This is a genomic window from Microcystis sp. LE19-41.2A (assembly GCF_027530405.1).
GTDB lineage: Bacteria > Cyanobacteriota > Cyanobacteriia > Cyanobacteriales > Microcystaceae > Microcystis > Microcystis aeruginosa.
In genome coordinates, this window is record NZ_JAPZQJ010000367.1 from 1 (window position 1) to 6,497 (window position 6,497).

The following is a 6,497-nucleotide window of genomic DNA, read 5'->3' on the forward strand; positions in this document are numbered from 1 at the left end:
ATTATGAATTATGAATTATGAATTATGAACTGGGGAGAATAAATAAAAATAATCTCCTGTCTCCTGCATTTGACAGGCTGTCTGTTGATCGATCGAGAAAGTTTCCTCAGAATTGGGAGTATATGCACAAAGATACTCCTATGTCAACGGTTTTGAAAAATTTTCTTCCTCGCCTCGGTGGATTGGTTATGGTTGCACTGCTCTGCTCGCTTGTGCTGGGGGGATGGCCTCGGCAGGGAAAAGCGGCTCAATCAGTACATTTATCCTACTGGTTGCGATCAGGAATTGAACAACTAGAGGTGGGTAATTATCAGCAAGCTTTGCAGGATTTCAATCAGTCGCTCGAACAGGAAAATAACTTGGCCCTAGCCTACAGTAATCGCTGTTTAACTGAGATTTATTTACAGGATTATCTGCACGCTTGGCAAGACTGCACCCGCTCTTTACAACAGCAATCCGATAATTATCTAGCCTATTTCCATCGGGGTTTAGCTTTTTATCGTTTGGGAGATTATCCACAGGCGCTGACCGATTATAACCAGACTATCCGGCTAGAACCCACCTATTATCAAGCCTACTATAATCGAGGTTTAGTTCAGGCGGCCATGAAAAATTATCCCCTTGCCCTAGCAGATTTTAATCAATCCTTGCGTCAAATTACTAACCAGCAACCCGACACTTTAGCCACTATTTATAATGATCGAGGTTTATCTCATTTAGCCCTCCACAATTTTACCTCAGCTAAAGCGGATTTTACTCAAGCTCTCCGGTTAAATAAAAATAACGCCTCAGCCTACTATAATCTAGCTTGTACCGCTCACCAATTAGGTGAATACGAACGCTCTATCGCTCATTTAAATCAGGCGATTGCCATCGATCCTTTTTATGCCGATGCTTATATTAGAAGGGGATTACTGCGGCATCAATTGGGTTATTATCAATCAGCTTTAGCGGATTTAAATCAAGGAGCAAATCACCTCTATCATCAGGGATTGCACCACAATTATCAGCAAATCCTCGCCCTCATCGAGCAGATCCACCAACAGTTACTTTCCTTACCATCTCCCATTGTTTAAAAGAGCGATCAATATTAGACCTCTTGATAATTAGGGTCTGCTGAAAAAGTTTTTCCTGGGGGTAGGAGTCAGTAGCCGGTCGTCAGGAGCCGGTCGTTTCAGGCTTTGTTGCCCTTGTTTTTTGTACCAAGCGTGTACTACAAGAAGGATAATGCAAGGTTTTTGAAAGTCCCAATCCTATTTTCTTGCACTAACATCGGACTTTAACAGGTCAAAAGCTTTATTTTAAAAGGGTTTTACCATTATTCAGCAAGCCCTAATTAATTTTTCAGGGTTCAAAAACGGCAAAAATAAGGATTAAATGGCATAAAATCTGTAAATAGACCATTTAATTGATTAATGCTTATTTTTAATTCTCCTGACTACTGACTACTGGCTACTGACTCCTAACCCTAACAACGATTTTTGATTTCTACAAGAGGTCTATTATAAAGGAAAGCGCTTCATGGCTGTGACGGCGAGACGGGCATTATCTTTAAGGACTTGGGAAACTCGGGGAATTTGGGGAATTTGCCAGAGAACATCGACGGTGCGCCGTAATAATCGCACTAGATCTCCCTCATCGAGGCTAGTATTTTCGCACAATTCCGGCCAGGATGTCCCTTGGGCCCAACGGGAGGCAATCCCCATCAGTTGGGTTTCTAACCAGACGGGAATAGTTATATCGTAGCGAGATTGAGCTTGATAGAGTAAACGGCGAACTTCTCGCAGACCGGGGGAATTTCCCTCTCCTTGCCGCAAAATATCGATAACTTCTGGCACAGGAGGGTAATTGCACCAAGTATCGGGGCGAGGGGGTTCCGTAATCATGGCGCTGATGGCGGCGGCTAGTTGGCTAGGAGTCAATCGGTCCAAATCTCCGGACATCATCGCTAATCCTAACCAGAGTTCATTTTCCCCGCGAATAGTGGCCGCCGCTTCTCCGAGGGGAGTGGGCAAATAACCCTCTAATGCTTGGAATTCCCGCAAAATCTCGATTAGATTCAGAAATTCTTCCCAGTAGTAGGATTTACGCGATTGTTGTTTTTGGTATTTAATCTGGGTCTTGTGTAACTTATCGCGAGCAATCTCTCGATCGTAGTATAATTTCATCAATCGCCCTGGATTTTTGCGTTTTTGCAGGGGATGAGCGGCAATTTGACTATTGACAATTTCAATTTTTTGTGCTTGTGTTGCCAGTTCCGCCACTGGTGGGATGCCCTGCACTTGTTGGGGGATTAAATCGGCGATCGCCTGAGTATTTTCCTCACCCTTGCGCCAACCCCCTAGGGAAACAGCTTCTAGGGAAGGGGGTATCAGTTCGCCTAATTCCGCGGGAGTGAGAAAACCTCGATCGATCTCGCTAATATCGGCATAGGCGGCTAAATACCAGCGATTATCACTACCTAAACAAACAAGGGTTCGCACTTGACCGGCTCCGTGCAGGGTATTGACGAAGATAGCGGGGACGGGGACGGGAACCTTAATATGTTTGCCCTTGAGATGGAGGATGGTTCCGACGGGAATATTCGGCAATTTTAGATGTATTTCCTGTCTTTTCTGTGCCTCTGACTGACTAGCGAGGATTTTATACAGTCTTTCTTCTTCCCGCAGTCTTTCCCGTAGCTTTTCGTAACTAAAGACCTGCTCCCGTTCGATACCGGCTAATTCCATATCCAACTTAGCCAATTCGGTGGTTAAGGCGGTAATCTGTTGTCGTTCGGGGCTTAACTTCAAACGAGCGAGATATTCGGCGAAACTGCGCTCTAAGAGGTCTTTGGCCTCCTCTAGACTGTGTTTTTGCAGGAGATTTAAGACCATGCCGTAACTGGGCGCAAAACAGCTTTGCAGGGGTTCTGGTTGAGCGATGGCCAGAAAAGCCGCTTCTTTTGCCCCTTCAAAGGGCGTTTGTACTGTCACCACATGGCCCACCGCGTCCATTCCCCGGCGACCGGCCCGGCCGGCAATCTGGACAAATTCCGAGGGAGTCAGCATACTATGGCCATCATCGGTGCGTTTGGAGAGGGCCGAGATAACGGTGGTGCGAGCGGGCATATTAATCCCGGCTGAGAGGGTAGCGGTGGCAAAAACCACCTTAATTAAACCAGCTTCAAAGAGTTGTTCGACTAATTCTTTCCAGAGGGGTAAAATCCCGGCATGGTGAACACCACAGCCCCGGGTGAGGGGTTCCACTTGGTCGGCCCGCACCAATTGGGAAGCACTGGCTAGGAATTCAAACAGTTGATTTTTCGTCTCGGGGGCGGCGGTTAAGAGGCTGAGGAGTTGATCGTCGGACTGGGGGTTATTAGCGAAAAAAGCCAGTAATTTCTGGTGTAGAGGCGGATTTTCGACGGCAAAGAAGGAAAGGGCTAGTTCTTGCAGATTGGGATTATCTTCCAGAAAGAAAATGAGTAAACGGTAGTAAATGGCTCTAGCTTCTTCTTGATTAACGAGATTGAGGTTTTTTAGCTCTCGAATCGCCTGATCGCAACCTTTACGGCTGAAAATGACGTAAATGGCTGGGAGCATATCCTTGTCCCGCAGAGTGGTGACAATCGAGGCGATGGTGGGACAATCTTCTCGTTTTAAGCGTCGGGGTTTGCCGTGGCCGACTTTTGAGCGTAGTTTCGGGTTAACTTTGCTCTGTTTTGGGTCGAGCAGCGGGAATAATCCCTCTTTATTGGCGAAATAAAAGCGCAGGGGGACGGGGCGAAAATCGGAGTTAATTAGCTCGCAGCTGGAGGTCTGTTTATTGTCGCCGGATTGGGGCAGTTGCCGCACCCAGTTAATCCAGTCGGTGAGTTCCCCGGGGTTGCCGATGGTGGCGGAGAGGGCGACTAATTGGATACTAGGGGGACAGTAGATAATTGATTCTTCCCAAACGGTGCCGCGACCTCGATCGCTGATATAGTGACATTCATCGAGAACTAGGGTTTCCACGTTTTCTAGGGAAGTGCCTACCTCACCGATTGGAGTTTGGTACAGCATATTGCGAAAAATTTCTGTAGTCATGACTACAATTAATGCGGAGGGATTGATCACCACATCACCGGTAATCAATCCCACTTCCGCAAAGAGCAGCGGGGAATCCTCATCGCCATCGGTGGGGGTGCGACCGAATTTTTCTTGAAAATCCCGGAATTTTTGGTTAGAAAGAGCTTTCAGGGGAGTGGTGTAGAAAACCCGTTTGCCCCTTTCGAGGGCGCGATAGATGGCGTATTCTCCGATTAAGGTTTTGCCGGAACCGGTGGGAGCGCAGACCACCACTGATTTACCGGCAGCGAGAGCAGCGATCGCCGATTGCTGGAAGTCGTCGAGTTTAAAGGGAAAAATGGTTTTGAGATCCAAAGAAGTAGGGTTGAGGGACTCTTTCACGTCAAGTCTAAGAGGAGAAATTTTTAAAATTGTGGCTATTCTGGCTGGCTTTTTTTATTCTAGTCGAAAAAAGCGGACTTCTAGAAACTAGGGATAAGCTTAAGTAGGTGGGTGGAATTAAATATAAGATGAACGTAGGTTGGGTTGAAGCATGAAACCCAACCCCCGATTATGTTACGCTACCGCTAACCCATCCTACAAATAATTGTGCCTCCCTACTTAACCTTTGGGGGCGATGCCCAATCCCATCATACTTCATCTGTATAAGAAATGCTGTATCACTAATAATTGTATCTCTATTTTGTCCTTAACTTAATTACCTATACTTACTGATGATGATTAAATTTCGTGCTGAAGACTGTCTAATTTTATTGGTTGATGATGTCGGTAAAAATCTCCAATTGGCTGTGAATATTCTTGATTCTGCTGGTTATGCCACTATTTATGCTAGTAGTGTTAAACAGGCAATAATAGAACGAGTAGAAACTGCTAATCCTGACCTAATTCTTCTTGACTTAATGATGCCAGAGATGGGGGGAATAGAACTTTGTCGAAGACTAAAAAGTAATGCTTTATACGCTCATATACCGATTATTTTTGTAACAGATAGTGAGGAAAAAGAAGATATTATCAATGCTTTTAATTCTGGGGCTGTGGACTACGTAAATAAACCCTTTTATAGTTGGGAACTGTTAGCCAAAGTTAAAATTCATTTAGAACTGAAAAAAACCCAAGAAGAACTGAAAAATATCAATTATCAACTAGAAAAGCTAGTCAGAACTGATAGCCTAACTGGGGTAAATAATCGTCGAGAGATTCTCGCCTTGGGCGAGAAAGAATTGCAACGATGTCGTCGTTATCATCGTTATTTTTCGCTTGTATTCATTGATATCGACCATTTTAAACATATTAACGATACCTTTGGTCATCTCCTAGGGGACAAAACTTTAATTACTGTCGCTGGGGCAATTAAAAACTGTCTGCGTCAAGTGGATAGTTTTGGGCGCTTTGGGGGCGAGGAATTTGTCGCTATTCTCCCAGAAACTAATCTTGAAGATGCTGCTACCACAGCCTGGCGCATTTGTCAAGTAATTAACAAGTTAAATATTGAAATTGATCGACAAAAAGTGCGAGTTACTGCTAGTATTGGTGTGGCAACATTTAGCCCTGAAGATAATAATCTAGAAGCGGTGATCGAGCGGGCTGATCGTGCCATGTTTGCCGCTAAAAATCAAGGTAGGAATCGAGTTAGTTTAGGTAAAACAGTATGAAAAATTTGTTATTGATTCTTGGTTTTTTGCTCTTGGGTGTAGCCCCAAGTTTTAGCGCCGATCTCGATACAATTATACGCCGGGGAAAATTAATTGTCGCTGTCAAAAATAATCTCCCTCCCCTCGCTTTCCTTGATTCTCAGGGTAATCTGCAAGGATTGGAAATCGACATCGCTAAACGTCTAGCGTCAGAAATTCTCGGTTCTGACAGTGCTATTATTCTCAAACCCGTTAGTAATCAAGAACGTTTACAGGTGGTTATTGATGATCGAGTAGATTTTGCGATCGCTCGTGTGGCGATTACTCCTGCACGTCAGCGCTTAGTGGATTTTAGCCCCTTTTATTACCTCGATAGCAGCGGTTTTGTGACGAAAAACCCGCAATTGCAGCGTTTAGAAGACTTAGCTAACTCTAGAATCGCCGTACTCAACGGCTCGACGACAATCGCCCTTGTGCGTTCCAATTTACCTAAGGCTACCCTGCGCGGGGTTGCTTCCTATCAAGAAGCTTTAAATTTACTGGAAACGGGGGAAATAGACGCTTTTGCGGCTGATAATAGCCTTTTAACCGGTTGGGTGCAGCAATTCTCCAATTATCATCAATTACCGATCCAGTTGGGTGCGATCGCTCTAGGAGTCGTTCTCCCTAAAGGTTTACAGTACCAAAGTCTCCGAGAACGCGTCAATCAAGCGATCGAGCGGCTAGAATCCACCGGCTGGTTAGCAGAACGGGTGAACTATTGGGGACTCCCCCTGAGAATTCGGGAAATGGGAAGATAGGGTGTGGGGTGTGGGGT

The 6,497-nt window shown here is 45.2% G+C and carries 4 protein-coding genes; 3 read left to right on the forward strand and 1 reads right to left on the reverse strand.

Going from position 1 to position 6,497, the window contains the following annotated elements; all coding sequences use genetic code 11:
• Positions 1-122 precede the first annotated feature (122 nt).
• The gene (locus tag O9290_RS14840; protein WP_288058204.1) at positions 123-1,076 is read left to right on the forward strand and encodes a tetratricopeptide repeat protein; all 954 of its coding nucleotides are present in this window, start codon (positions 123-125) and stop codon (positions 1,074-1,076) included.
• A 426-nt stretch (positions 1,077-1,502) separates the two neighbouring features.
• Here O9290_RS14840 and O9290_RS14845 read toward each other — a convergent pair whose 3' ends face one another.
• Complete coding sequence (locus O9290_RS14845) at positions 1,503-4,430, reverse strand: DEAD/DEAH box helicase (RefSeq protein ID WP_002762561.1); 2,928 nt, start codon at positions 4,428-4,430, stop codon at positions 1,503-1,505.
• Positions 4,431-4,765: 335 nt separating this feature from the next.
• Here O9290_RS14845 and O9290_RS14850 point away from each other — a divergent pair, with 335 nt between their 5' ends.
• Together O9290_RS14850 and O9290_RS14855 are read left to right on the forward strand one after the other, a co-directional pair.
• Positions 4,766-5,701 carry a GGDEF domain-containing response regulator gene (locus tag O9290_RS14850; RefSeq protein WP_043999403.1) on the forward strand — a complete coding sequence of 312 codons (936 nt, stop codon included), beginning with the start codon at positions 4,766-4,768 and terminating at the stop codon, positions 5,699-5,701.
• Positions 5,698-6,480 (forward strand): transporter substrate-binding domain-containing protein, encoded by a 783-nt coding sequence (locus O9290_RS14855; RefSeq protein ID WP_288024526.1) that lies wholly within the window; start codon positions 5,698-5,700, stop codon positions 6,478-6,480. Before O9290_RS14850 ends, O9290_RS14855 begins: the two co-directional genes overlap by 4 nt.
• Positions 6,481-6,497: the final 17 nt, after the last annotated feature.